Below are 22,160 nucleotides of genomic sequence, written 5' to 3' on the forward strand. Positions count from 1 at the left end.
TGGCAGGTGGGGCCGGGAACCCTAGGTGCGGGGCGGCGTGGCCCCGACCGCCGGTTGTTACTTGCGGCCTTGGACGGCCATGGCCTCCTCGTACTCGTGGCGGATCGCGTCGCCGCCGGACTTGCGCCAGTCGGCGACAGCCTCGTCCCAGGCCGAGATCTTGGCGCGGCCGAGCTGGATGTCCTTGGTGATCGCGTCCATCCGGGTGTCGAAGACCTTGCCCTTGGTCGACTGGGTCGGCGAGTAGAGCCCGTAGGTCGGCTGCGGGATCGCCGTCGGCAGGATCGCCTTGAGGTGGTTGTGCGCCACGTCGACCGCCTCGGCGTGGCCCGGGAAGTAGACCGGATAGCCGCCGTCGGCCAGGTACTGAACCGGGAACTCACCCAGGCAGACCTCACTGCCGCCGGCCTCGGTCAGCACTGGGTCGGTGCCCTTCAGCGTGTAGTGGCGCCCGGGCAGGCCGAACTTGCGGAACAGGTACTCCTCGGTGCCGAACGGCGCGGCGAACCAGTTCAGCAACCCGAGCAGCATCCGGGTCCGCTCCGGCGAGCTGGGCTTGATCGCCGCGATCGAGTTGTTCGGCTTGCCCAGCAGGAACCGCCCGGTCTTGCCGGCCTGATCCCGCACGACCGGGATCGCGATCGCGAACTCCTTCACCACACTGCGCCGGTAGAAGCTCTGGATCGACGAGTACGAGTCCTGGGTCATCACCGCCGAGCCCTGGCTGAACCAGACCTTCTGGTTGTTCTTCGCCACGCCGTCGGGATGGATCAGCCCATCGACGACCATCTGCCTGCCGATCGAGAGCATCTGCTTGTGCTCCTCGAGTTCCCGGCTGTGCACCAGGCGACCGTCGCGGACCTCCCAGTCGTTCGGCAACCGGAGCATCGCACCCAGCGCCGCCGACGGTGGGAGGGCGAAGGCCCAGCGATTCTTCTTCTGGTCCGTGACCGCCTTGGCGACCTTGATCAACTCGTCCAGGTTGGGCGAACCGAGCTCGACGCCGAGCTTGTCCAGGATGTCCTGGCGGGCCAGCAGCAGGTTGGACGACATCACGCCGCGCTGGATCGGGACCGCCCGGATGGCACCGGAGAACACGCAGCCGCGCCACGACTCGGTGGACAGGTTGGCCAGGAACGGATAGTCGAGGATCGCGTCTCCGGACAGGTACTCGGTCAGGTCCTGCGCCCGCGCCTCGAGGAACTGCGGCAGATAGGCGAACGTGCCTTCGACATTGAACAGATCGCCGAGGGTGTCTCCGGCCACGGCGGTCGCGAACTTGTCGTCGTAGTCGGCGGCCGCGGTGATGGTCAGCCCGATCGGCGAGCCGAGTCTCTTGTTCAGCTCCTGCCAGTACGGGTTGCGGTCGGCGGTCGGCGGGATCGGGTTCGACGTCGGTGCGGACCCGGACACGTCACTGCCGTCCCCGGGCGCGCCGTCGGCGACCTTCATCGGCTGCGCCGGGAACCGGTAGAAGCAGTCCGGCATCAACGGATGACTCCGCGGCAGGTCCGGCTTCGGTCCGTCGAACCGCTGGTACGTCGGCAGCTGCACCGGCTTGTTCAGCGCCGCGATGTCGGTCGATCTGGTCACCGTGGCACAACCGCTCAGACTGCCGATGGCGGCAGCCGCCAATGACCCGCGGAGGAGGCTTCTTCTGCTGATCCGTTTGCTGGTCATGGTCATCCCTTCACCGCCCCGGTCAGCATGCCCTTGGCGAAGTGCCGCTGGAGGAACGGGTAGACGATCAGGATCGGCACCAGAGAGATCACCAGGATCGCCATCTGGATCGACTCCTGCGGCGGAAGCTGGTCGGCCGCCGCCCCGCCGAGATCACCACTGCTGAGCTCGGTGTTGTTGATCACGTACGTCCGCAGCACCAGCTGCAGCGGCCATTTCGCCGTGTCGCTGATGTAGAGCATCGCGCTGAAGAACGCGTTCCAGTAGGCGACCGCATAGAACAGGCCGATCACCGCGAGCACCGCCCGCGACAGCGGCAGGACGATCGACCAGAAGATCCGGAAGTCGCCGGCGCCGTCGACCCGGGCCGAGTCGAGCACCGAGTCCGGGATGCTCATGAAGAACGCGCGCAGAATGATCACGTTGAAGCCGCTGATCGCGGTCGGCAGGATCAGCGCCAGCAGCGAGTCGAGCAGCCCGAACTGCTTCACCACCAGGTAGTTCGGGATCAGCCCGGGGCTGAACAGCAGGCTGAACAAGACGATCATCAGGATCGGCCGCTGCCCGAACGAGCCGGGCCGGCTGAGGCCGTACGCCAGCATCGTGGACCCGGCCAGGCTGATGAACGTGCCGCCGATGGTGATCACGAAGCTGACCGTCAGCGCCTGCAGCACCACGCCACCGTTGAAGATCGTCCGGTAGGCGTCCAGGTTGATCCCGTCCGGCCACAGCACGAAGCCGCCGGAGTTGGTGACATGGGCCTGGCTGGCGATGCTGGTCGAGATCACCCCGATGAACGGGACGATCACCACCACGCAGCAGAGCACGAGCACGATGCCCTTGATCGCCCGGACCGGAAGCCCGGGTGCGTCGATGAGTTCCGGCCGGCGCGGCGCGGCGGCGGGCCGTTCGAGGTCAGTTTGTGTGCTCATGATTTGCGGTACACCCCTGCCTCGCCGAAGACGTGTGCGATCTTGTTGGCGCCGATCACCAGGACGACGGCAACGAGACCCTTCACCAGGCCGACTGCGGCCGAGACACCCCACTGACCTGCGAGCACGCCGTTGTTGTAGACGTAGGTGTCCAGGACTTCGCTGGCCGGTCTACCGACCAGGTTCTGCTGCAGGATGATCTGCTCGAAGCCCACGGTGAGCGAGTCTCCGAGCCGCAGGATCAGCAGCAGGATGATCAACCCGCGGATCCCCGGCATGGTGATGTGCCACAGTTGCCGCAACCGCGAGGCGCCGTCGACCCGGGCGGCTTCGTACAGCCCCGTATCGATCTGCGTCAACGCGGCCAGGAACAGGATCGTCCCCCAGCCGGTGTCCTTCCAGATCACCTGACTGGTGAGCAGCGTGATGAAGGTGTCGGGATTGCCGAGGAAGTCGATCGCCGCGATTCCCTGGGACCGCAAGGCGTTGTTGATCATGCCGCTGCCGCCCAGCACTTGCTGGAAGATCGCGATCACGATCACCCAGGACAGGAAGTGCGGCAGATACAGCACCGACTGGACGATCCGCTTGATCCGCTCCGACAGCAGGCTGTTCAGCAGCAGCGCCAGCGCGATCGGCGCCGGGAAGACGAAGATCACCTGGACCAGCGTGATCAGCAGCGTGTTCTTCAGCGCGTTGAGGAACTCCGGGTCACCGTTGAAGATGACCGCGAAGTTGTCCAAACCGACCCACGCGCTGCGTCCCATCGGGACGAACGGCAGGTACTCCTGGAACGCGATCAGGTTGCCGAGCAACGGCAGGTAGTGGAACGCGAGCAACAAGGCCAGACCAGGCAGCGCCATCAGCAGCAGGACCTTGTCCCGGCGTGCTCGCGCCCACCAGGAGAGCCCGCCGGATGGAGGTGCCGATCTCCTCGCCGGGGCGGTGGTGCCCGGCGGTCCGGAACCGGTCGCACCGGCCGGATCGATACGCTTGGTTTCTTGGATTTCGGGGCTGAGAACTCCGTCTGCTCGAGCCACGCGACACTCCCTGCGTCTCGTCGAACGGCGCTCTACGGCGTTGGAGAGCGCTTACCGTCCCGTCCGATCTTGTCGCTTTTTGGTGATTTGCGCAGGTCGAACGGAGCGGCGTACGAGCGTCGGGAGCCTCGGCAAACGGGTTATGACAGGTGGTGCCAGCGGGGTTCGGCGCCGCGCTGGCGAGCCAGCAGTTCGAGATGGGCCCGGGCCATTCTCACGGTCTGCAAGCACAAGCCGCCGAAATCGCCCATTTCAGTACCGATGGCACCCGCCAGGTCACGGACGGTGAGAGAGCCCTTCGCGCGCAGCAGGCTGCGCGTGAAGCTATGAATGTCGTCGACCCATTCGAGGCTGTCATTAATACGTTTGCGTCCGGCGTCCGCATTCAGGACGTCTCCATGCGACGGCACCAGGAAATCGAAGTCCAACTCCAGGAGCCGGCTGAGGCCGCCGACATAGCGCTCCACGTCTGTATACAAGGGTGCGAGCCATACCGAGCCGTCCAGGAACTGCTGCCCGCGACCCTGGACGTCGTCGAAGGAGAACAGCGTCCGCGACGTCTCATCCAGTACGGCGATATGCCCGGGACTGTGGCCACTTGTGGTGATGACACGCAGCGGACGGTCGGCCGGCAGCAGATCGCCGTCGCGCAGCAGCACATCCACGCGCACCCGCTCATCCAGCATGCCCAGCAACTCGTCCCGTTCGGCCGGCGACAGATCCAGGGCGGCCGGGTCCGAGCCCCACAACTCCGTCAGCAACGTCTCGTTGTCCTCCAGCCACCCGACCTCAGCGGCCGGAGCCGCCACCCGCGCACCACTTGACGCCTTCAAGACGGCGTTGCCACCCATGTGGTCGGGATGCGCATGGCTGTTCACCACCAGCGTCAGATCCGCCAGCCCCAACCCGAGCTTGGCCAACTCCGGCGCCGTCGCCGCCTCGGGCGTGGACGCGATGCCGGCATCGAGCAGCACCAGTTCGGAGCCGGCGTCGATCACGTGTAGCCACAGCGGCAGACCACACACGTGCGGATAGTCCGTCGCCAACCGATGGATTCCCGGTGCGATCTCAGTCGGCACAGGCTCACCGTCCTTCGAAGTCGCCGGTACGACGCTCTGCAAAGGCCGCTCGGCCTTCGGCTGCGTCGCGAGTCCCGAGGGCCACGGCCTGCAGTTCCCGCTCGTACTGGATCGCCGGCTCGAGCCCCATCGACAGGGCGGCCCGCAGGTTCGCCTTCGCCGCCTGGGCTGCGATCGGTGGTCGCTCGGCGATCCGATGCGCCAACTCGGTTGCAGCCGGCAACAACTCGTCGGCGGGCAGCACCCGGCTGACCAGCCCGATCCGCAGTGCCTCCGCGGCATCGATCGGATCACCGGTCAGCAGCATCATCGCGACATCACTCGCCGGCACACTCGCGGCCAGCAGCGCGGTCACCCCACCGCCGCCGATCCACCCGAGCTTGATCTCCGCCGCGGCGAAACTCGCGGTCGACGCCGCCAGCCGGATATCGCACGACAACGCCAGCTCCAGCCCACCGCCGTACGCATACCCGTTGACCACCGCGATCACCGGCGTACGCAAGCCACGCAACGCGTCGCAGTAGTCGCGGCGGTTCCGGAAGTGCCACGGGCCGTCGTAGGCATCGAGCTCGCCGACATCGCTGCCGACCGAGAAGGCCCGATCGCCCGCGCCCGTCACCACCACCGCCCGCACGGACGGGTCCTCGTCGATCCGCGGGATCAGCTCGAGCAACTCGGTGCTCATCGCGCGGGTGGCCGCGTTCAACTTCGCCGGTCGGTCGAGGGTCAACACTCCGACCCGGCCGTCCTGTTCGAAGCGGATCCGGCCCTCATCCATGGCTTGCCCTCCGGTAGTCGTCCTCGATCCGATCGACCGCCGTCGCAAGGTCGGCGGTGTTCCCGAGCAGCGCGCGAACCCGCGACGACAGCTCGTCCTGGAAGCCGATCCACCCGTCGAACCGCGGCCGGATGTACGACGTCGTGAGCGTGCCGAGCGTGGCCGAGTAGTGCCCGTTCCATGCCTTGTCCACCACATCGGACGCCCACACGGCCGCGGTCGCCGACTGCCCGCCGACCGTGGACACGACGTCCAGCTGAGTCCCGACGTCGAGCAGTCCACGCACGTACTTCGTCACAGCCAGCACCCGCGCATAGGCCCGCGGCGTCACAGCCAGCCCAGTGCCGCCTAGCGTGCCGTTGCCCAGCCGATCGTCGGGCCGCAACCGCGGCGCCGCCGACCAGGCCAGCGGCTGACGGTCGTCCAGGCCGGCGCCGTAGTACGCGTAGCTGTAGACCAGCGGGCAGCACACCAGCTCGTTGCTGACAGCAAGCAATTCATGGATCCCGATCGGATCGAGCGAAGCCGCACTCTGATCGCTCCGCCGCCACACCTCACGCAGCAGCTCGAGAGCCGCCACCGCGCGCGACCGATCAAGCAGTCCGGCCCCCGAACGATCACCCGCCAGGCCGAGCAGCATCAACCCCGCATGCGGCCCGGCAACACACAGCACCACCCCGGACAGGTCCAGAACCTCGGTCCAGCTAGCAGGCGGCCGGCGAAGCAGGTCGGGCCGGAACAGGCAGGTCTGCGTCGCGGCATCCAGCGGCACCGCCCAGCCGTACCCGTCCAGCCGATAGCTCTCCCACGTCGGCTCGACCGCCCGCGACCGCCAGACCTTCAGATCCCGCGCAGCGAACACATCCTCCACGGGCAGGATGGCCCCGGCCTCCACCGCGGCACCCAGCCCTGGATGGTCGATGACGAGCAGGTCGTACTGCGAGGCCAACTCGGACAGCGGCGTGGACTCGAAGCCGGCCAACGGCTGCCGGTCCCACTTGACGCGCACACCCGGCGCACCGCCGGCCGACTCGAATGCCTCCAACGGACGATGCCCCCGCGGATGGTCCCAGGTGAGCCCCCGCAACTGGACGGTCACCGAGACACCACCACGCCGTCCCGCACGAGTTCCGCACGACGTTCAGCCGGCACGCCAAGCTCCGCCAGCAACTCGTCCGTGTGCTCACCGGTCAGCGGTGCAGCGCGTCGTACCTCGGCCGGCGTCCGGCTGAACCGATACGGGAACCCCGGCGTCGTCACCGTCCCCTCGGTCGGGTGCTCGTACGTCACGAACGACCCGTTGTGCAGCACCTGCGGGTCCGACTGGATGTCGGCGTAGGAATACACCGGACCACACCAGACACCGCGCTCCCGCAACTTCGTCAGCCAGTGGTCGGTCGACTCCCGGGTCAGCGCCGCCGAGACGGCCGCGGAGATCTCGTCCCGGCGGACGAACCCGTCCCGCTCCGCATCGAGCTCGGCCAACGCGGGTACGTCGAGCACCTCGGCCAGCACCGGAAGCTCGGCAAAGGCCAGTGAGAGGTAGCCGTCAGCGGTGCTGAAGATGCCGTACGGCGCCCGGATGTAGCTGTGCGCGTGCACCTCCGTGGACCGTGTCTGGGCAACCCGACCGACCGTGTGCACGGACAGTTCCTGCATCTGCATCGCGATCACGGCGTCCAGCATGTTCACCTGAACCAGCTGTCCTTCGCCGGTGCGTTCGCGATGGAGGAGGGCGGCGAGAACGCCCTCGAACGAGCTGTAGGCAGTCACAGCATCAGCCAAGAAGTACGGCGCTGCCACCGGCGGCTCACCTGGTCGACCGGCACTGAACAACGCACCGCTCATCGCCTGCACAAGCAGGTCCTGTCCGGGCCAGGAGGCGTACGGGCCGGTCTCGCCGTACCCGGACACCGAGACGTACACCAGGTCGGGTTTCAACTGACGCAGAGTCTCGTAGTCGACGCCGAGTCGAGCAGCGACCCCAGGACGGTAGTTCTGCAGGAACACGTCCGCCGTACGCACCAACTCATAGAGCAACTCGCGGCCCTCGTCGGACTTCAGGTCGACTGCGAGGCTGCGCTTGTTCCGGTTCAGCGACAGGAACGACGCGTTCACTTCGTTGCCAACAGCACCACCGGCGGCCGTCTGCCGCTGCCACTCGCCTCCGACAGGCTCGACCTTCACCACGTCAGCGCCGAGGTCGCCGAGCCGCATCGCGGCCAGCGGTCCGGCCATCGCCACCGAGAGGTCGAGCACGCGGTAGCCGTTCAGGATGCTCATTGAGCCGTCCAGCCGGCGTCGACAGGCAGTACGGCGCCAGTAATGAACGAGGCGTCGTCGCTGGCCAGGAACGCGATCGCAGCCGCGACCTCATCTGGTTGCCCGATCCGGCCGAGTGCGTGGTGCCGGTCGACCATCGCCTGCATCGCTCCAGGATCATCCTCGCCGCCGACCTTGCCGTTGCGGATCAGTGGTGTGTCGATCAGCCCGGGGGCAACGCAGTTCGCCCGGACCCCGGCCCGGCCGTGGTCGAGTGCCATCGCGCGGGTCAGGTTCTCCACGCCGGCCTTCGCTGCGCAGTACGCCGACCGGTTGCGCTCCCCGACCGTGCCGATCGCCGACGAGATCGTCACGATCGCGCCACCGCCCTGCTCGATGAACCGCGGCAGCACCGCCCGGCAGGAGTTGTAGACGCCAGTCAGGTCGACGTCGAGGATCGTCTGCCACTCGGAGGGAGTCGTGTTCGGCACGGTGTCGCAGACGTCGACCCCCGCCGCGCTGACCAGGACGTGCACCGCGTCCAGCGAGGCAACGATCTCCTCGGTGCGGCCGAGGTCGGTGACATCCAACCGGAACCCGCGAGCAGTGCCCCCGAGTTCGGCGGCGACCTTCTCCGCGGCGTCGCCGTCGCGATCGCAGACCACCACCGTGCCGCCCTCGGCGGCGATCCGGCCGGCCGTGGCCGCGCCGATCCCGGAGGCACCTCCGGTGATCAGCGCGACCTTGCCCGCAAAACGTTGCGTGTCCATAGACCTCAGGGCTTCTCGTAGGGGAAGGACGGCAGTACGCCGATCTGGTCGTACTGCATCCGGGAGTCGTCGAACCCGGGCTCCCAGCTGACGTTGGCGAAGGTGTCGCACGGTCCCGCGGACGGCCCGTGGTACGGATCGCTCTCGGTGTTCGTCACCTTCACGTCGGAGAACGCGAACCCACAGCCGCCGAAGTCCATGTGCACGCCGTACGGCTTGCTGTCCGGCATCGACGGATCGGCGTTGGCGTCGTCGATGATCAGCTGCGACACGGCCGCGTCCGGGGTGTACGGCGGCTGGTTGCGGACGCCGTACGCGTAGAACGGACCGGTGTCACCGCTGTCCTTGGCCAGGTGCGACAGCCGCACGTGGTGGACGGTGTTGCCGCCGGTGTAGTTGTCCTGGTTCGGGACCTCCGGTCGCGACTCGATGCTGATGCCGTACCGGGCGCCGTGCTCGACGACGGTGTGGCTGATCTCGTTGCGGCCGCTGTTCATGATCTCGAAACCGGCCGAGTCGCCCGGGACCAGCTCGCCGATGTGATGGATGTAGTTGTTGGTGAAGGTGTTGCCGTGGGCAAGATCGCCCTCACCCGGCCACCCGCCTTCGACCTTGATGCCGTCGTTGCCGAGATGCTCGAACAGACTGTCGGAGACCGTCGTCTTCTCGTTGGCGAACAGCAACTCGATCGCCGTGAACCCGGTCTGCTGCAGATGCAACCGGGTCAGCTGGACGCCGCGGGTGTTGGTCAGCGTGATCGCGCCCCACCGGTTGCGCGGCAGCTCGATCTGCGTGTCGTACTTCGGGTACGGGCGTTTGTAGCCGGAGTCACCGGTGCCGTTCCAGCCGTAGCGGTACCACTCCATGAAGTCCGTGTGCTGGATCGCGAACCCGTCGAGCGTCAGGTTCTCCACCCGTCGATTCACCGACGCGCCGGCGATCGAGAACACCTGCGTCAACTCCGGGCGCTGGACCGTGACGCCGTCCATCGTGCCGCCGGCCGGCTTGTAGTACAGCTGCTTGGCCGGGTAGTCCAGGTAGTACTCCCCCGCCTGGTCGAGCAGGCTGAGCGAGTTCTGCACGAAGTACCTCGAGCCGCCGCCGGAGTTGATGAACCCGTGGCGCGCCGGGTAGACCAGCGTCGTCCGCCCCTTGGTGAAGTTGATGTCCAGCAGCGGCACCATGTCGGTGAACCACGACCAGGATCCACCCGACCAGACCGTGACCTGGGCAGGCCACGACGTACCGAGCCGCAGATCCCAGGCCGGATCCCAGTCACCGGCATTGAACCCGATCTGGTCCCGGACCGCCTCCTTGGTCGGATCGAACAGGATCGAGCGCAGGTACGGCGCCCATTCCGCGTCCGACCGCCGGTTCGGGTACCGCGCGGTGGTCGCCCGCTTCCCCTCGGCGTACAGCGTGTAGAACGGCTGGTCCACGTCCACCGGCGCCTTGAAGATGCCGTCCTTGTACGGCGTCCAGCCGGTGACCTCGGTGGCGCCTTCGAACACCGCCTTGCCCGGACCGTCGGCACTTCGGTAGACGACCTGGCGGCCGTTCGACCCGGAGTCGCGGTCGTCGAAGGTGATCGTCTTGTCGACCTTGTACGTACCGGCCTTCAGGTTGACCACCAGGTCGCAGGACAGGTTCTTGTTGAGGTTGCGCGTGCGGATGGTGTCGCGGGCATGCTCGACCGTCCGCCACGGCTTGGCCTTGCTACCGATCGCCGAATCGTTCCCGTCCGGCGAGACCCAGAAGGACGTGCATCCGGCCTGGTCAGCAGCCGGCGATGCACCGGCACCCAACGCCGAGCCGCCGAAGACCGCCGCGGGCACCAGCAGACCGACCGCGAGACCGATGATCAAACCTGATCGTGTCGACATCGCGATCACCGCCCCGCCACGTCGTAGGGGAAGGTGGGCAGCACACCGATCTTGTCGTACTCCATCTTCGAGGCGTCGAAACCCTCGGCCCAGTTCGCGTTGGTCACCTGGTTGCACTGGTACGACTGGTACTTGTCGTCCGTCACCTGGCCGACCTCGATGTCGGCGAAGCTGAAGCCACAACCGCCGGCGTCCATGTGCACGCCCCGGGTGCCGCTGTCCGGCATCGAGGCGTCCGGGATCACGTCGGTGATCACCATCTGCTTCACCGTGTTCTGGATCGGATGCGGCTCCTGGTTGTCGACGCCGTACGTGTAGAAGGCGCCCATGTCACCGCTGTCCAGACCGGTCTCCTCCAGCCTGATGTAGGAGAAGTTGTTGTTCAGTGCGTACCCCTCGCCGTCCTTCACCTCGGGACGGGCCTCCAGACTGATGCCGTACCGCGCACTGTGCTTCACCACGATGTGCGAGATCTCGTTGTTGCTGGTGTCCATCAGCTCGAGCCCGGCCGCGTCACCAGGGACCAACTCACCGATGTGGTCGATGTAGAGGTTGGTGAACGTGTTGTGGTGGGCGACGTCGCCCTCCCCTGGGTAGCCGCCCTCGACCTTGATGCCGTCGGCACCGATGTTCTCCAGCAGGCTGTCGGAGATCTTCACGTGGTCGTTGGCAGCGTTCAGGTAGACACCGTGGTAGCCGGTGTCGCGCAGGTGCAGCCCGGACAGGCCGATGTTGCGGGTGTTGGTCAGGGTGACGGCACCGAACCGGTTGCGGGTCATCTCGATCTGGCGGTCGTACTCCGGATACTTGTGCTTCTGGCCGGAGTCACCCGCGCTGATCCAGCCGGAGCGGTACCACTGCATGAAGTCGGTGGACGTGATCCCGAGCCCCTCGAAGGCGATGTCCTGAAGCCGTCGCGTCGGCGAGGCCCCGGCCAGCGACAACACCTCGGTCTGCGTCGGGCGCAGCACCCGCTTGCCGTCCATCGTGCCGCCGCGCGGCTTGTAGTACAGCTCCTTCGTGGCCCAGTCGAGGTAGTACTCGTCCTCGGCGTCGAGCAGGTCCAGCGAGTTCTGGACGAAGTACCGCGAACCGGCCCGGGAGTTGATCATCGCGTACCGGGTCCAGTAGTCCAGGATGACCTTGTTGTCCTTCCAGTCCGCGTTCTTGATCGGCACCGTGTCGGTGAACCAGCTCCACGAGCCGCCGGACCAGATCATCAGCTGAGCCGGCCAGTCGGTGTAGCTGTTCAGGTTCCAGGTCTCGTTCCAGTCGCCGTCGGTGTAGCCGACCTGGTCGCGGACGGCCTCCTTCTCCGGCTCGATCAGGACCGATTCCAGGTACGGCGCCCATTCCACGTCCGACCGCCGGTTCGGGTACCGGGCCGTGGTGGCGCGCTCGCCGTCGACGTACAGGGTGTAGAACGGCTGGTCGATATCCACCTTCGCCTTGAAGATGCCGTCCTTGTACGGCGTCCAGCCGGTGACCTCCTGCGCTGCCTCGAGCACAGCCTTGCCCGGACCGTCCGCGCTCCGGTAGACGACCTGGTGGCCGTTCGACCCGGAGTCACGATCGTCGAAGCCGATCGTCTTGGCGACCTGGTAGGTGCCTGCCTTCAGGTTCACCACCAGATCGCAGGACAGCTGCCGATTCAGACCCCGCGCACGGATCGTGTCACGGGCCTGCTCCACGGTGCGCCAAGGCTTCGACTTGGTTCCGGGTGCCTTGTCGTCGCCGTCCGGGGCGACCCAGAAGGACGGACAATCCGCGGCCTCTTTCTCAGGCGTGACACCGAGAGCGGAACCGGCCCCGATCACCAGACCTACGCCCAGAGCCAGCCCGACTGCCAGACTTCGCTGCGGCCACACCGCGATCACCGCCCCGCCACGTCATAGGGGAAGGTGGGCAGCACGCCGATCTTGTCGTACTCCATCTTCGAGGCGTCGAAACCCTGCACCCAGTTGGCATTGGTGACCTGGTTGCACTGGTACGACTGGTACTTGTCGTCGGAGACCTTCCCGACCTCGATGTTGGCGAACGAGAACCCACAGCCGCCGGCGTCCATGTGCACACCGCGGGTGCCGCCGGCGTCCGGCATCGACGGGTCGGGGATCACGTCACCGATGACCACCTGCTCCACGGTGTTCTGCACCGGGTGTGGATCCTGGTTGTCGATGCCGTAGGTGTAGAACGCGCCCATGTCACCGCTGTCCAGGCCGGTCTGGTCCAGCCGGATGTACTTGAAGCTGTTGCCCGACGTGTACTGATCGCCGTCCTTCACCTCCGGCCGCGACTCCAGGCTGATGCCGTACCGCGCGCTGTGCTTCACGACGATGTTGGAGACCGTGTTGTTGCCGGTGTCCATCAGCTCGATACCGGCCGAGTCGCCCGGTACCAGTTCGCCGATATGGTCGATGAAGACGTTCGAGATGGTGTGGTGGTTGCTCAGGTCACCTTCACCCGGCCAGCCGCCTTCCACCTTGATGCCGTCGGCACCGATGTTCTCCAGCAGGCTGTCGGTGATCCGGGTGTGGTCGTTGGCGAACAGCAGGTAGATCCCGGTGAAGCCGGTGTCGGACAACCGCAACCGGGTCAGGTCGATATTGCTGGTGTTGGTCAGCTTGATCGCACCGAACCGGTTCCGCGGCATCTCGATCTGCCGGTCGTACTCCGGATATTTGTGCTCGAGCCCGGCGTCCCCACTGGACACCCACCCGTTGCGGTACCAGGTGACGTAGTCGGAGTACTGCACCCCGAGCCCGTCGAAGGTCACATCGTGCAGCCGCTGATCAGGCGAAGCACCAGCCAGATCCAGCACGGTCTTCACGGTCGGCCGCAGCACCCGGACGCCGTCCATCGTGCCGCCGCGCGGCTTGTAGTAGACCTCGCCGGCCTTGTAGTCGAGGTAGTACTCGCCCGCCTGGTCGAGGAAGCTCAGCGAGTTGTGGAAGAAGTACCGCGAACCACCACGGCTGTTGACCATCGCGTAGCGGGTCCAGTGCTTCAGCGTCGTCTGGGTCTTCTTGAAGTTGGTGTCGAGCAGCGGAATCGTGTCGGTGAACCAGCTCCACGAGCCGCCCGACCAGATCGTGATGGACGCCTGGCTCAGGTCCCAGGTCGGGTCCCATTCCCCCGGCGTGCCCCACAGCCAGTTGCGCACGTCCATCTTGTCCTCTTCGTAGAGGATGGACGTCAGGTACGGCGACCAGGTGTCCTCGGTGCCACGGTTCGGGTACCGGGCGTTGGTGGCCCGCTTGCCGTCCTCGAACAGCGTGTAGAACGGCTTCGACGGGTCGACCTTCGCCTTGTAGATCCCGTCCTGGTACGGCGTCCAGCCGGTGATCTCCTCCGCACCGGACAGCGTCGCCTTCCCGGGGCCGTCGACACTGCGGTAGACGACCCGGTGCCCGTTTTTGCCGGAGTCGCGCTGGTCGAGCTGGATCGTCGAGGAGACCGGGTACTCGCCGGCCTTCAGGTTGACGGTGATGTCGCAGCCCATCCGGTCGTTGAGCTGCTTGTTCCGGATCTCGTCGCGGGCGCGGGTGATCGTCTTCCACGGGCTCTTCTCGGTGCCCTTCGCGGCATCGTCGCCGTTCGGTGCGACGTAGAAGTTCTCGCAGTTGGCCGCACCGGCGGGCTGGGTGTTCAGCTGGACGGCAGCCACGGCCACCAGGGCAGCGGCTACCACCCCGGCGCCGACGCTGAGCGCCGTACGCTTGGTTCTCTGTCTGGACATGTGGGCGGGGTCCTCTCAGGGGTTCAGTCGCCGGCGGCGGCGTGACCGTTCTGCGCCGGATTCTGGGCCGGATTCTGGGCCGGATTCTGGGCCGGATTCTGGGCTCGCCAGCGCTCGTACTCGAGGCGGGTCTTCTCGGTCAGGGGGTAGTAGTCGCGCAGCGGCGCGCCTTCGTCGATCCGTCGACGGCTGAACTTCTCCCACGCGTCGTGCTCGGCGGCCGCCTCGACGACGGCCTCCGCACGACGTCGCGGTACGACGACCGCACCGTCGTCGTCGGCGACGACCAGGTCACCGGGCAGCGTCAGGACGCCGCCGACCGCGACCGGGACGTTGTACGCCCACGGGAACAGTTCGGACTGGGACGCGTAGTGCGGGGTGGCGCCGGTGGACCAGATCGGTACGTCGAGTTGCGACACCCGCGGCACGTCGCGGATCCGGCCGTCGACCACGATGCCGGCGCCGCCACGGAGCTTGAAGTAGCGGACCAGCATGTCGCCGAAGCAGCCGGTGGTGTGGCTGCCGTACGCCTGGACCACGAGCACGTCACCGGGCTGTACCTCGTCGAGCACGGCCCACAGCGCCGTACTGCGCTCGATGTACTCCTGCGTCTGGCCGTCGGCGATGTCCTCCCGCTGCGGCATGAACTGCAGCGTCAGTGCCCGGCCGACCACCTTCTTGCCGGGAAACATGCTGGTCGGACCGTCGACGAAGGTCCGGCGGATACCCTGTCCGTGCAACCGGGCGCAGGCGGTGGCCGACCCGATCTCGGACAACCGGGACACCAGGCCGGGATCCGGTGCCGGCGGGTTCTCGCCGCGCACCGGCAGGTCCCAGACCGGGGCGACCGGGGCTTGTTCGATACCGCTGCTCATATGTCTCCTCAGTCAAGCGCCACGTGCGCGGCGCGATAGGCGTTACGGGTCAGCCGCAGCTCGAGCCGGATGGTCCGGCCCGGCCGCATCGTGACTTCAAGTCTGTTGCCGCCGACAACGATCGTCGCGGTGCCCGGCGTCGGCGGCGGCGACGTGTAGGCGGGCGACGGGCCGGGGTACGCACCGGACGCGGTGGTGACGACGGCCTCGTCGATCCGGTCGGTGCCGAAGCTGCCGGCCTGGACGATCACACGGCGGGTCTGGGTCGCGGACAGGTTGACCAGCTGCAGCCCGGTGCGATCGGGCTCGACCGTGTCGACCAGCGCGGCGACGTCGGCCGGGAGACCGGGACGACCGCGTTCGGGGTCGAGGTACAGCACGCGCAACGGCAGCAGACCACCGTTGTAGAGGAGTTGCGGCGTACCTGTGGTCAACTGCAGCAGGGCCTCGGTCGCGACTGGGTTGTGCCGTTGCCAGTGGTGGATGTTCATCTCGGCCGGGTCGGTGGTGTCGACGGCCATCAGGTCCATCCGGCGCTGCACCTGGGAGAGCGCGACACCGAGCATCGCCTCGGGATAGCCGGGGTTGTCCCCCGCGAGGTAGGCCAGCCAGGGCGCCTCGTGACCCGCGTCCTCCTTGTTCCGGAAGTCGCGCACGGTCCGCCAGTCGTAGCCGCTGCGCTCTCTGAGCTGTTGCAGTCGTTCGCGATCGGAGGACTCGAAGGCGGACTGCCACAACCAGATCGGCAGACCCAACTGCGGCGGCTGGTAGTCGAACCACCCGTCATCGCCGTGTCGGTTCGGGATCAGCAGGGTCGGGTTCGCGCAGTCCTCGCCGAGCTCGGCCTGCCAGCGGTCCCGGATGCTCAGCTCGGTCTCGTCAACAGATGCTGTGGTGCCACGCTCGTACAGGTGGTCCAGCAGCTTCCGTGCGATATCGAGTCTGTTCGAGTCCCCGGTCAGGAGTACGCCGTTCACCGCCGCGATGCAGGCTGCGGAGCCGACGCTGTATACGCCATGTGGCCAGTTCCAGCCGTAGTTGCCGCCGTACCAGCGGCCGTCGTGCAGCTCGCCGACCTCACCGCTCGGACCGACGTTGTCCGGGAGCAGACCGCCGTTGGCCGCGGCGCGTTCCTGCCAGGCGTCGAGATACTCCAGCGTCCAGGCCGCGAACCGGTCGTTGTGGTCGTAGAGCCAGGCGTTGGCGGTCAGCGTGGTCGCGGCCAGGTTCACCGCGACGTCACCGGCACCGAGCCGGCGGATCATCTCCGCACCCATCAGGTCGGCCTTCGCCGGATCCTTGAGGTCGTCCCAGGTCTGGATCCCCGGTACGCCCGCCAGCGGCAACCCGAAGATGCGCATGTTCGTGAGGTCGGCGCCGTACGAGCGCCACTCGTCGTTGATGCCCCAGCGCGGACCACCGCCACCGTTGTGTGGTGCGCGGATCGTGCGCGTGGCCGCGTCGTAGTTGCCGGCCGGCGAGCCAGGCAGGTACATCTCGGCGAACCGGTAGGCCCGCTCGCGGAACTCCTCGTCACCCGGGTCGGCCGCGCACAGCGAGTAGAAGAAGATCATCGACTCGCCGATGTGGAACCAGTCGTAGCCGCGCTCGAACTCGTCGACCAGGAAACCGAGATCGGTCAGCTGGCGGGTGACACCTTCCCAGTGCCACTTGGCGACGTCGATCAGGTCGTCAGCACCGCCGAGCTGGTAGAGCACCGGCCAGTTCACGAATGCCTCGTAGAAGTCGTCCGCGCCGTCCCGGCTCGGCACCGGTCCGGCGTACCGGAGACTGCCGTCGGGCAGGCAGTAGCGTTCGCGGAACAGCCACCAGCCCTCGTCCATCACGTCGAACAGGCGGCGTTGCATGATCGCCCACGCCGGTGGGCTGCCGATCGGCGTCTCGGCGACGACGCGGGGCGTGGCTGCGGCGGCGGCTGCGGTGGTGGCATCCAAGCTGCTGGTCATCGTCGTCATCCCTTCGTCGCTCCTGCGGTGAGGCCGCTGATCACGTGCCGTTGCAGCAGCACGAAGACCACCAGCAGCGGCGCCACGGCGAGCAGCAGCGTCGGGAAGACGACCGTGTAGTCGGTCGAGTACTGGCTCACGGCTGCGTAGACGCCGGTGGTGACGGTGTAGAGGCCGCTGCCCGGACCGAGGATGATCTGCGGGTTCACGAAGTCGTTCCACACCGAGAAGGTGTTCAGGATGACCATCGTCACCACGGCCGGTTTCATCAGCGGGAAGACGATCGACCAGAAGATCCGGTGCTTACCGGCGCCGTCGACCGCGGCCGCCTCGTCCAGGCTGGCCGAGATCGTCATGATGTAGCCGGCGTACAGGAAGATCGAGAACGGCAGGGTCAGCGTCGTCTCGAACAGCACGAACCCCGGGATGGTCCCCATCAGGCCGAGGAACTTCAGCGTGTAGACGACCGGGATCACCAGCACCTGGCTGGGGATGAACGTGCCGGCGACGAACAGCAGCAGGAGCACGCGGTACTTGCGCTCGGTCCGGCGGGCGATCACGTACGACACCGGCCCGGCGAGTGCGACGGACAGCACGTTCACCGAGACCACGAACAGCGCGGTGACGGCGTACCCCTTGAGGATGTTGAAGTCCGGGTTGGTCCAGGCCTTCTGCAGGTACTCGGTGGTCAGCAGGTCCGGCGACAGCGAGAACGGGTGGGTGAGGATGTCCTGCTGCGACTTGAACGCGCTCACCACGAGCAGGTACATCGGGACGAGCATCAACACACTCGTCACGACCAGGAACGCGATCCGGCCGGCACCTTTGAACTTGACGGGAGCGGGCCGCGCAACCGTCGTACGAACCCTGGCCAAGCGAATCGAACTCATGCCTTGACCCCCTGATCCACCCGCGACCGCAGCCGGGCGACCGTGAGTGCGAGGCCGGCGGTGACCAGCATCAGTACGACGGACTGCGCCGAACCGAAGCCGAGCGCGTTGTTGTGGAACGAGTCCCACAGGATCAGGTACGCCGCGGTCTGCGTGGACCCGGCCGGACCGCCACCGGTGAGCGACACGACCAGGTCGTACGTCTTCAGCAGCGTGACCAGCGACAGCACCAGGTTGACCGTCACCACCGGCGCGAGCGCGGGCAGCGTGACGTTGAGGAACGTCTGCCGCGGTGAGGCGCCGTCGATCCGCGCCGCCTCGAGCAGATCACGCGACACCGTCTGCAGACCGGCCAGGTAGAGCACCACATTGACGCCGAACCCGGCCCAGACCAGTACGCCGATCAGACTCGCCAACGCCCAGTTCGGGTTCGACAGGAATGGCAGCACCTCGGCGCCCTTGGACGTCAGGAAGCCGTTGACCACACCCGACGTCCCGAGTACGGCGCTCCACAGGAAGCCGACCACGAGTGCGCTCAGCACGTGCGGGTAGAACAGCACGACCCGGAAGAACGCGTTCAACCGGGACGCACCGTTCACCAGCAGCGCGAAACCGAGACCCAGCACGCTGAGCAGGACGGTGCCGACGGCGGCGATCAGCAGGGTCACCCAGCCGGCGCGGATCGCCTCCTCGCTGCGAGCGAGATCGAGGTAGTTCTGCAGCCCGACGATTGCCGGGTTGGCGCTGTACCCGTTCCAGTCGGTCAGGCTCAGGTAGATCGACAGGCAGACCGGGACCACGAGCATCACGACGAAGAGCAGCAGCGCGGGACCGACCATGCTCGCGGTGGTCAGCCGGTCCCGCAGACGGGCGGCTGCTGCGGGGGTGCTCACGACTTCGACCCCATCCAACTGTCGATGCGCTTGGCGACGTCGGCCGCCGACTTACCGGTGTAGAGACTCTGGACCGACTTGTTCCACTCCCCGTTGAAACCTCCCGGCAGGGTGTTGGCGCCGTACCCCTCGCCCTGGGCGACGTGCTTCGGCGCCTGGTCGAGGATGTCCTGCACCTGCTTGCCGAGCGGGGTCAGCTTGTCGGTGAAGCCCTTGCGGAAGTTGCCGTCCTGGGCGAGCTGGCTCTGCACGGCCTTCTCGTCGGTGACCAGCCACTGGACCAGCTTCACCGCGAGGTCACGCTGCTTGGTCGACTTCAGCACCATGTACGGCGCCGCCATCGTGACGCCCTGCGGACCCGGGTAGGGCTGGCCGGCTTCGGTCGGCGCGGCGAACACACCGAGGTCGAAGGTGGGCTTCTGGCTCTCCGCGGTCCGGACGAACCAGCTGCCCATGATGTACATCGCGGACTTGCCGGTCAGGAAGTTCGTCTGGGCGTTGACGTCGTCCAGGCCGAGCGCGTTCTTGTCGACGTACCCGTTCTTGATCCAGGACTCGTAGCGCTCCAGCAGCGGCAGCATGGTCTGGCCGACGGTGAGCTGCTTGGAGTTGACCTGGCTGTACCAGTCCGGGTGCTTGGTCGCGATCGACGGGTCGCTGAGTTGCAGCAGCTGCAACCCGGTGACGTAGTCTCCGGCGGTCTGCAGCGGCAGGTAGCCGGCGGCCTTCAGCTTGCCCATCGCGGCGGTCAGCTCGTCGAGGTTCTTCGGAGGCGCGCTGATACCGGCCTTGGTGAACGCGTCCTTGTTGTAGAACACCAGCGACTGCGCCTGCTGGCCGACACCGACGGTGTAGACCTTGCTGTCCAGCGCGGCCTGCTCGACCAGCGGCGTGTCCTTGGTCCAGGCCTGGTCGGTGAGCTCCATCATCTGCGGCGCGAGCGTCTTGTCCGCCATCAGCGTCTCGACCACGTCCGGCGCGTTGCCGGCCGCGAGCAACTGCGGCAGGGTGTCCTTCACGCCCTGGCCGGTCGGCGCCTCGATCTTCACGTCGACACCGGGGTTGGCCTCCTCGAACGGTTTGACCAGCTCCTCCCAGTAACCCTTGGTCAGGTTGGGGGTGATGTTCACCAGCATGCGTACTTCGCCAGTGGGGCCACCGGCCGCGCCGCCGTCGTCACTGAAACCACCACCGCAGCCGGCCGCGCCCACCAGGATCGCGGCGGCCGCCACAACGCCGAGTGCACGGCGTACCGAACGAGCCATTTCGGGGTCCTCCTCAGATCCTCCCGGCGTCGGGGGCGGCCGGGCGTCGTTAGCGATGGACGATGCAGGGAGTGACGCTCAAGTGTCAACGTTTAAACGGCAAACTGGACGTTCTGAGTCAGAAGTCCGCACCATAAGGGGTTGGCAGATTGCTGTGGGCCGGGTCACTATGCAGCCATGCCCGATGCCGGACGCCCCAAGTCGCCGCTGACCTTGTCACCGGCCGAGCGTGCTGCGCTCAGCCATCTCGCCGCCGGGAACGGGACCAACCCGGCGATGCGGATCCGCAGCCGGATCGTGCTCGCCTGCGCCGAGGGCCAGTCGAACAAGGACGTCGCGGACCTGCTCGCGGTCACCCCCGGCACGGTCGGCAAATGGCGCCGCCGGTTCCTCCGGATGGGGATGGCCGGCCTCGACGACGGGATGCGCAGCGGCCGACCGCGAATGGTCGACCGGGTTCAGCTGGGTGCCGTCGGCGCAGGATCGATGGCCGATTCCGGACACCCGGCGTCGACGCGCGAGGTCGCGGCCGTTCACGGAGTGTCGCAATCGACCGTCGCGCGCCGTCGTCGCGAGGAGATCCACCAATACCGCACCGGCGGCGGACTCGCGCTGGGCTCGGCCCAGCCCGCTCCCCCGCCGTCGACCGACATCGAACTGCTCTCGGACCGGGTCTACGAGGCGATCCGCGGCTGGATACTGTCCGGTGAGCTCGCGCCCGGGATGCGCGTGGTCGAGTCCGAGATCGCCCGCGTCCTCGGCACCAGCCAGACCCCCGCGCGGGAAGCGGTACGGCGGCTGGCGCACGAAGGACTGGTGACGTACCGGCCCCGGCTGGGCAACTTCGTCACCGAGATCTCCCAGGTCGAGGCCCGCGAGGCGCGGGAGGTCCGCGTGCTGCTGGAGACCGCGGCGGCCCGGCGGGCGACCGGACACGTCCCGCCGGAGGAGCTCGACCTGCTGCGGATCGAGGTGCAGCGGATGACCGAGGCGGCCGAGCACCACGACATTGGCGCCTTCCGCGAGGCCGACCTGCGGTTCCACCGGCAGGTGCTCGCGACCAGCGGCAACTCGATGCTGCTGAAGGTCTGGCGCACGCTCGAGCCGGCGCTGTGGAACCTGCAGGTCGTCTCGAACGCCATGTACGCCGGCGACTGGGGCCTGATGGCCCGTCGCCACATCGATCTGGTCGAGGTCCTGGCCGGCACCGATCCCGAGGACGCGGCCCGCCTGTTCTCGGCCCACGCCCGCGGCGAGAGCTCCATCACCAGACCCGCGGGGCGCCATGACTGATTCGCCGGACAACCGCCCACCCCCGGCCGACAGCCACGCACCGACTCCCCTCGACGCCCACGTTCACGTCTGGGACCTCGCCCGCCGGCAACTGCCCTGGTTACCCGCCGGCCACCGTCTCCGCCGCGACTTCACCCTCCCCGACCTCGCCGCAGCATCCGGCGGTCGCCTGCCGGACACCATTCTGGTCCAGGCCGACGCCGATCCGCTCGAAGTCACCGACCTGCTCGACCTCGCCGCGACCACACCCTCCGTCCTCGGCGTCGTCGGCTGGTTCGATCTCCTGACCGACGTCAAGCTTCCGCAGAACTCCCACCTGGTGGGCATCCGTTGCCCGCCCGCCGACCAGACCGACCCCGAGGCGCTCACCGACCCGGCGCTCCTTCGCGGAGTGCGGGCCGCCGCCGACGCTGGACTCGCCATCGATCTGCTCCTCCGACCCCCTGCCCTCATCGGCGCCGCCCGGCTCGCAACCGCTGTGCCCGACGCCCGATTCGTGCTCGACCACCTCGGCAACCCGGCCACCGCCGACGCCGACTGGCTCACTGGGATGACGGCACTCGCCGACTGCCCGAACGTCACCGTCAAGCTCTCCGGCACCGCCCACCTACCGTCCGGCACCCTCGCCGAACTCATCGCCGTGGCTCTCGACCTCTTCGGCAGCGACCGGTTGATGTTCGGCTCCGACTGGCCCGTGTGCACGCTCTCCAGCAGTCGCGCCGAGGTCGTTCGCCGTACCACTGAACTGCTTCCGGCGGCCGCGCACAACGACGTGTTCCGCGGCACCGCCCAGCGCACCTACCGCCCCTAGGGAGAC

18 protein-coding genes are annotated in these 22,160 nt (G+C 67.3%); 2 read left to right on the forward strand and 16 right to left on the reverse strand.

What is annotated here, in order from left to right; genetic code table 11:
* Positions 1 to 57: 57 nt before the first annotated feature.
* The 16 genes from EV652_RS35100 to EV652_RS35175 form a co-directional block, all read right to left on the reverse strand.
* Positions 58 to 1,593 (reverse strand): type 2 periplasmic-binding domain-containing protein, encoded by a 1,536-nt coding sequence (locus tag EV652_RS35100; protein ID WP_132213606.1) that lies wholly within the window; start codon positions 1,591 to 1,593, stop codon positions 58 to 60.
* 89 nt (positions 1,594 to 1,682) lie between these two features.
* Positions 1,683 to 2,612, reverse strand: coding sequence for a carbohydrate ABC transporter permease (locus EV652_RS35105; protein ID WP_132213607.1), 930 nt, complete (start codon positions 2,610 to 2,612; stop codon positions 1,683 to 1,685).
* Positions 2,609 to 3,652, reverse strand: coding sequence for an ABC transporter permease (locus tag EV652_RS35110; protein WP_242002188.1), 1,044 nt, complete (start codon positions 3,650 to 3,652; stop codon positions 2,609 to 2,611). The genes EV652_RS35105 and EV652_RS35110 overlap by 4 nt, the downstream gene beginning before the upstream one ends.
* Positions 3,653 to 3,792: 140 nt before the next feature.
* A complete protein-coding gene (locus EV652_RS35115; RefSeq protein ID WP_158441408.1) occupies positions 3,793 to 4,698 on the reverse strand; it encodes an MBL fold metallo-hydrolase in 906 nt (301 codons plus the stop codon).
* Positions 4,699 to 4,735: 37 nt separating this feature from the next.
* Entirely contained in the window at positions 4,736 to 5,509 is a 774-nt protein-coding gene (locus tag EV652_RS35120) for an enoyl-CoA hydratase/isomerase family protein (protein ID WP_132213609.1), read from the reverse strand.
* Positions 5,502 to 6,608, reverse strand: coding sequence for a type 2 periplasmic-binding domain-containing protein (locus tag EV652_RS35125; protein WP_132213610.1), 1,107 nt, complete (start codon positions 6,606 to 6,608; stop codon positions 5,502 to 5,504). Before EV652_RS35125 ends, EV652_RS35120 begins: the two co-directional genes overlap by 8 nt.
* Positions 6,605 to 7,792 carry a CaiB/BaiF CoA transferase family protein gene (locus EV652_RS35130; RefSeq protein ID WP_132213611.1) on the reverse strand — a complete coding sequence of 396 codons (1,188 nt, stop codon included), beginning with the start codon at positions 7,790 to 7,792 and terminating at the stop codon, positions 6,605 to 6,607. The genes EV652_RS35125 and EV652_RS35130 overlap by 4 nt, the downstream gene beginning before the upstream one ends.
* The gene (locus EV652_RS35135) at positions 7,789 to 8,541 is read right to left on the reverse strand and encodes an SDR family NAD(P)-dependent oxidoreductase (RefSeq protein WP_132213612.1); all 753 of its coding nucleotides are present in this window, start codon (positions 8,539 to 8,541) and stop codon (positions 7,789 to 7,791) included. Before EV652_RS35135 ends, EV652_RS35130 begins: the two co-directional genes overlap by 4 nt.
* A gap of 5 nt (positions 8,542 to 8,546) precedes the next feature.
* Positions 8,547 to 10,424, reverse strand: a complete 1,878-nt coding sequence (locus EV652_RS35140; RefSeq protein WP_132213613.1) for a right-handed parallel beta-helix repeat-containing protein — start codon at positions 10,422 to 10,424, stop codon at positions 8,547 to 8,549.
* Positions 10,425 to 10,429: 5 nt separating this feature from the next.
* Positions 10,430 to 12,292 carry a right-handed parallel beta-helix repeat-containing protein gene (locus EV652_RS35145; protein WP_199238580.1) on the reverse strand — a complete coding sequence of 621 codons (1,863 nt, stop codon included), beginning with the start codon at positions 12,290 to 12,292 and terminating at the stop codon, positions 10,430 to 10,432.
* Positions 12,293 to 12,297: 5 nt separating this feature from the next.
* Positions 12,298 to 14,160 carry a right-handed parallel beta-helix repeat-containing protein gene (locus tag EV652_RS35150; protein WP_132213614.1) on the reverse strand — a complete coding sequence of 621 codons (1,863 nt, stop codon included), beginning with the start codon at positions 14,158 to 14,160 and terminating at the stop codon, positions 12,298 to 12,300.
* 23 nt (positions 14,161 to 14,183) lie between these two features.
* Complete coding sequence (locus tag EV652_RS35155) at positions 14,184 to 15,035, reverse strand: RraA family protein (protein ID WP_132213615.1); 852 nt, start codon at positions 15,033 to 15,035, stop codon at positions 14,184 to 14,186.
* A gap of 8 nt (positions 15,036 to 15,043) precedes the next feature.
* A complete protein-coding gene (locus EV652_RS35160) occupies positions 15,044 to 17,002 on the reverse strand; it encodes a DUF8034 domain-containing protein (protein ID WP_199238581.1) in 1,959 nt (652 codons plus the stop codon).
* 5 nt (positions 17,003 to 17,007) lie between these two features.
* Positions 17,008 to 17,892, reverse strand: a complete 885-nt coding sequence (locus EV652_RS35165; RefSeq protein WP_132213616.1) for a carbohydrate ABC transporter permease — start codon at positions 17,890 to 17,892, stop codon at positions 17,008 to 17,010.
* Positions 17,889 to 18,785 carry a carbohydrate ABC transporter permease gene (locus tag EV652_RS35170; RefSeq protein WP_199238582.1) on the reverse strand — a complete coding sequence of 299 codons (897 nt, stop codon included), beginning with the start codon at positions 18,783 to 18,785 and terminating at the stop codon, positions 17,889 to 17,891. The genes EV652_RS35165 and EV652_RS35170 overlap by 4 nt, the downstream gene beginning before the upstream one ends.
* A complete protein-coding gene (locus EV652_RS35175) occupies positions 18,782 to 20,050 on the reverse strand; it encodes an ABC transporter substrate-binding protein (RefSeq protein ID WP_132213617.1) in 1,269 nt (422 codons plus the stop codon). Before EV652_RS35175 ends, EV652_RS35170 begins: the two co-directional genes overlap by 4 nt.
* 177 nt (positions 20,051 to 20,227) lie before the next feature.
* Between EV652_RS35175 and EV652_RS35180 the strand changes: the two genes are divergently transcribed.
* Both EV652_RS35180 and EV652_RS35185 read left to right on the forward strand, forming a co-directional pair.
* The gene (locus tag EV652_RS35180) at positions 20,228 to 21,343 is read left to right on the forward strand and encodes an FCD domain-containing protein (protein WP_132213618.1); all 1,116 of its coding nucleotides are present in this window, start codon (positions 20,228 to 20,230) and stop codon (positions 21,341 to 21,343) included.
* Positions 21,336 to 22,154 (forward strand): amidohydrolase family protein, encoded by an 819-nt coding sequence (locus EV652_RS35185; protein ID WP_132213619.1) that lies wholly within the window; start codon positions 21,336 to 21,338, stop codon positions 22,152 to 22,154. The genes EV652_RS35180 and EV652_RS35185 overlap by 8 nt, the downstream gene beginning before the upstream one ends.
* Positions 22,155 to 22,160 lie beyond the last annotated feature (6 nt).

This window comes from Kribbella steppae (assembly GCF_004342025.1).
GTDB lineage: Bacteria > Actinomycetota > Actinomycetes > Propionibacteriales > Kribbellaceae > Kribbella > Kribbella steppae.

Excerpts from the sequence above, each read along its gene's own strand:
- EV652_RS35105 (WP_132213607.1), bottom strand. The coding sequence starts at position 2,612 with ATGAGCACACAAACTGACCTCGAACGGCCCGCCGCCGCGCCGCGCCGG.
- EV652_RS35120 (WP_132213609.1), bottom strand. The coding sequence starts at position 5,509 with ATGGATGAGGGCCGGATCCGCTTCGAACAGGACGGCCGGGTCGGAGTG.
- EV652_RS35130 (WP_132213611.1), bottom strand. The coding sequence starts at position 7,792 with ATGAGCATCCTGAACGGCTACCGCGTGCTCGACCTCTCGGTGGCGATG.
- EV652_RS35135 (WP_132213612.1), bottom strand. The coding sequence starts at position 8,541 with ATGGACACGCAACGTTTTGCGGGCAAGGTCGCGCTGATCACCGGAGGT.
- EV652_RS35140 (WP_132213613.1), bottom strand. The coding sequence starts at position 10,424 with ATGTCGACACGATCAGGTTTGATCATCGGTCTCGCGGTCGGTCTGCTG.
- EV652_RS35150 (WP_132213614.1), bottom strand. The coding sequence starts at position 14,160 with ATGTCCAGACAGAGAACCAAGCGTACGGCGCTCAGCGTCGGCGCCGGG.
- EV652_RS35155 (WP_132213615.1), bottom strand. The coding sequence starts at position 15,035 with ATGAGCAGCGGTATCGAACAAGCCCCGGTCGCCCCGGTCTGGGACCTG.
- EV652_RS35160 (WP_199238581.1), bottom strand. The coding sequence starts at position 17,002 with ATGACCAGCAGCTTGGATGCCACCACCGCAGCCGCCGCCGCAGCCACG.
- EV652_RS35165 (WP_132213616.1), bottom strand. The coding sequence starts at position 17,892 with ATGAGTTCGATTCGCTTGGCCAGGGTTCGTACGACGGTTGCGCGGCCC.
- EV652_RS35175 (WP_132213617.1), bottom strand. The coding sequence starts at position 20,050 with ATGGCTCGTTCGGTACGCCGTGCACTCGGCGTTGTGGCGGCCGCCGCG.
- EV652_RS35180 (WP_132213618.1), top strand. The coding sequence starts at position 20,228 with ATGCCCGATGCCGGACGCCCCAAGTCGCCGCTGACCTTGTCACCGGCC.
- EV652_RS35185 (WP_132213619.1), top strand. The coding sequence starts at position 21,336 with ATGACTGATTCGCCGGACAACCGCCCACCCCCGGCCGACAGCCACGCA.